Source organism: Achromobacter insuavis, from assembly GCF_902859645.1.
Classification (GTDB): Bacteria; Pseudomonadota; Gammaproteobacteria; order Burkholderiales; family Burkholderiaceae_B; genus Achromobacter; species Achromobacter insuavis.
The window spans coordinates 1-3,424 of record NZ_CADIJR010000163.1; the positions used below are offsets into that span (position 1 = coordinate 1).

At 71.4% G+C, this 3,424-nt stretch carries 4 protein-coding genes; all 4 read left to right on the forward strand.

Going from position 1 to position 3,424, the window contains the following annotated elements; all coding sequences use genetic code 11:
* The first annotated feature begins 102 nt into the window (after window positions 1-102).
* Window positions 103-726 carry a dTMP kinase gene (tmk, locus tag H0523_RS31710; protein WP_054461201.1) on the forward strand — a complete coding sequence of 208 codons (624 nt, stop codon included), beginning with the start codon at window positions 103-105 and terminating at the stop codon, window positions 724-726.
* Window positions 723-1,772: a DNA polymerase III subunit delta' gene (gene holB, locus H0523_RS31715; protein WP_054435742.1), complete on the forward strand. Its 1,050-nt coding sequence runs from the start codon at window positions 723-725 to the stop codon at window positions 1,770-1,772. The genes tmk and holB overlap by 4 nt, the downstream gene beginning before the upstream one ends.
* A 76-nt stretch (window positions 1,773-1,848) precedes the next feature.
* Window positions 1,849-2,619 (forward strand): TatD family hydrolase, encoded by a 771-nt coding sequence (locus tag H0523_RS31720; RefSeq protein WP_054435743.1) that lies wholly within the window; start codon window positions 1,849-1,851, stop codon window positions 2,617-2,619.
* A gap of 40 nt (window positions 2,620-2,659) precedes the next feature.
* Window positions 2,660-3,424, forward strand: a 765-nt coding sequence (locus H0523_RS31725) for an ankyrin repeat domain-containing protein (protein ID WP_180180302.1), incomplete at its 3' end; no start/stop codon positions are given.

Consider the following 3,424-nt stretch of genomic DNA (forward strand, 5'->3'; position numbering starts at 1 on the left):
GGGCAGGCCCGCCGCGTCCGCGCCCGCCGCCGCGCCGACGCCCGAGACGGCACCCACTTCCACGCCGGACGACGATCCGGCGCCAGCACAAGGACAAGAACAATGACCTCACGCGGACGCTTCATCACGCTGGAGGGGGTCGACGGGGCCGGCAAGAGCACGCACACCGAGTGGATCGCCGAGTTCCTGCGCGGCCAGGGCCTGGAGGTGGTCTCCACCCGCGAGCCCGGCGGCACGCCGCTGGGCGAAAAGCTGCGCGCCCTGGTGCTGACCGACCCGATGGGCCTGGATACCGAGACCCTGCTGATGTTCGCCGCCCGCTGCGAGCACCTGCACCAGGTGATCGAGCCGGCGCTGGCGCGTGGCGCCTGGGTGGTCTGCGACCGCTACACCGACGCCACCTACGCCTACCAGGGCGGCGGCCGCGGCCTGGGCGCCGCGCGCGTGGCCGCGCTGGAAACCTGGATGCAGGCCGGCCGTCCCGACCGCACCTGGCTGTTCGACGTGCCGCTGGCGGTGGCGCGGGCGCGCCTGGCCGACGCCCGCGAGCCCGACCGCTTCGAGCGCGAAGGCGCCGCCTTCTTCGAACGCACGCGCACGGCCTACCAGGCGCGCGCCGCGGCCGAGCCTGACCGCATCCAGGTGATCGATTCGACCCGCGCCATTCCCGAGATCCGCGCCGAGCTGGAAGCCGGCCTGCGCCAACTGGTGGCGGCCCGGCCATGAGCGCGCCCCAGTTCCTGCCCTGGCAGATGGAGACGGCGCGGGCCTGGCTGGGCAACCGCGAGCGCTTCGCCCACGCCTGGCTGGTGCACGGCCTGGCCGGCATCGGCAAGCTCGACTTCGCCAATGCCGCCGCCGCCAGCCTGCTGTGCGAGACGCCGCAGGACGGCCTGGCCTGCGGCCATTGCGCCGCCTGTGCCTGGTTCGCCAGCGGCAACCACCCCGACCTGCGCCGCATCCGGCCCGAGGCCGTGGCGGTCGAGGAGGGCGCCGACGCCGCCGAGGGCGCGGAAGAGGCCGAGCCGGCCACGGGCGCGGCCAAGAAGGCGCCGTCCAAGGAAATCCGCATCGACCAGATCCGCTCGCTGGAATCCTGGTTCAACACCGCCACCCACCGCGGCGGCTGGCGCGTGGCGCTGCTGTACCCCGCGCACGCGCTGAACGTGGTGTCGTCCAACGCCTTGCTCAAGGTGCTGGAAGAGCCGCCGCCGCATACCGTGTTCCTCTTGGTGGCCGACGCGCCCGACCGGCTGTTGCCGACGCTGGTGTCGCGCTGCCGCCGCCTGCCGCTGCCGGGGCCCGATCCCGACACCGCGCTGCAATGGCTGCGCGACCAGAACGTGGAGCCGGCGCGCGAATGGCTGGCCGCCGCCGGCGGCGCGCCGCTGGCCGCGTTGCGCCTGGCCCAGAACGCCGAAACCGCCTGCCCGCCGTGGCTGACCCAGTTGGTCGGCCCGCTGGCCAAGGGCCAGACGCCCGACGTCGGCACCCTGGCCGAGGCCCTGGAAAAGGCCCCGCCGGCCGAGTGGATCGACGCGCTGCAACGCCTCTATACCGATCTGATGCTGGCCGCCGCCGGCGCGCCGGTGCGTTATTTCCCGGCGCTGGCCGCCGTCGTGGCCGAGGTCGCCGCGCGCATGAACACGGCGCGCGCGGCCGAGGCCGCGCGCTGGCTGACGCGCCAGCGGGCGCTGGCCACGCATCCCTTGAATGCCAAGCTTTTCGCCCACGCGACGCTGCAGCGCGTGGTGCTATCCTGCCAGGCGTAACCTGCCGCGGCGCGGCGACGGATCCGGCCTGTCCGGGCCGCCGTCCAGACGCCGCGCCTTTCCTCATCCAAGTCTCATGTACGTCGATTCCCACTGCCATTTGAATTTCCCCGAGCTGGCGGCCGACCTGCCCGCCATCCTCGAACGGATGGCCGCCAACCAGGTGACCCACGCGCTGGTGGTCAGCGTCAACATGCCCGAATGGCCGGGCCTGATGTCGCTGGTCGAGCCGCAGCCGAACCTGTGGGCCTCGGTCGGCGTGCACCCCGACTACGAGGACACGCCGGACCCCGAGCCCGAGGAGCTGGCGCGCCTGGCGGCCCACCCGAAGGTGGTGGCCATCGGCGAGACCGGGCTGGACTACTACCGCCTGTCCGAGCCGCTGGACTGGCAGCGCGAGCGTTTCCGCCGCCATATCCGCGCCGCCCGCGACACCGGCCTGCCGCTGATCGTGCACACGCGCTCGTCGGCCGAGGACACGGTGCGGATGCTGCGCGAGGAGCGCGCCGCCGAGGTCGGCGGGGTGATGCACTGTTTCACCGAGACCTGGGAAGTGGCCCAGGCCGCGCTCGACCAGAATTTCCACATCTCGCTGTCCGGCATCGTGACGTTCAAGAACGCGCATGTGGTGCACGAGGTGGCCGCCAAGGTGCCGCTGGACCGCCTGCTGATCGAAACCGACTCGCCGTACCTGGCGCCGGTGCCGTACCGGGGCAAGCTCAACGACCCGTCCAAGGTGATCCACGTGGCCGAGAAGATCGCGGATCTGAAGGGCATCAGCGTGGCCGAGGTGGCGCGTGCCTCAACGGAAAATTTCTTTAATCTTTTCAATAAGATAAAGAAATAATCTAACGTCAATTATTTAAAGTAATTTATCAGGATTGCCCATGGCTGCCAGCGCTGCGTTCTCCCGTCACCGCCTCGTCTCGCACTGCCGCAGCGCACTGCTGGCGTTGTGCGTCGCCGTTTCGACGCCGGCGCTGGCCCAGGCCGCCAATCCGTCGGATTGGTGGGTCTATGTCGCCAACGACTACCCCGACGAAATCAAGGACCTGCTGGCGCAGGGCGCCGACCCCAACGTGCGCTACCGCAATGGCCAGCCGGCCCTGATGCGGGCGGTGGTCGACGGCGCCTGGAAGGTGTTCGACGTGCTGGCGGCCAACCCGCGCACGGACGTCAATGCCGAGAACCCGGCCGGCGAGACGCCGCTGATGTACCTGGCCATCGCCGGCCAGACCGACCGGGCGCGGGCGCTGATGGCGCGCGGCGCCCAGGTCAACCGCCTGGGCTGGACGCCGCTGCACTATGCGGCCTCCAAGGGCCAGCTGGCCATGGCCAGCCTGCTGCTGGAACGCAAGGCGATGGTGAACGCGCCGGCGCCCAACGGTGAAACGCCGCTGATGATGGCGGCGCTGTCGGGCAACAAGGCGATGGTGGAGCTGCTGCTGAAGGCCGGCGCCGACGTCACCACCCGCGATACCAAGGACCAGAACGCCGCGGACTGGGCCCGCACCGGCAAGTCGACCAGCCTGGCCGCCGAGCTGCAGACGCTGATCGCCCAGCAGGAGGCGGCCAAGCGCGCTCGCCGCGCCAGCGGCCCGGCCGAGCCGGAACCGGACCCGGCCGAGGCCGCCGAGGCGGCGACCGGCGTC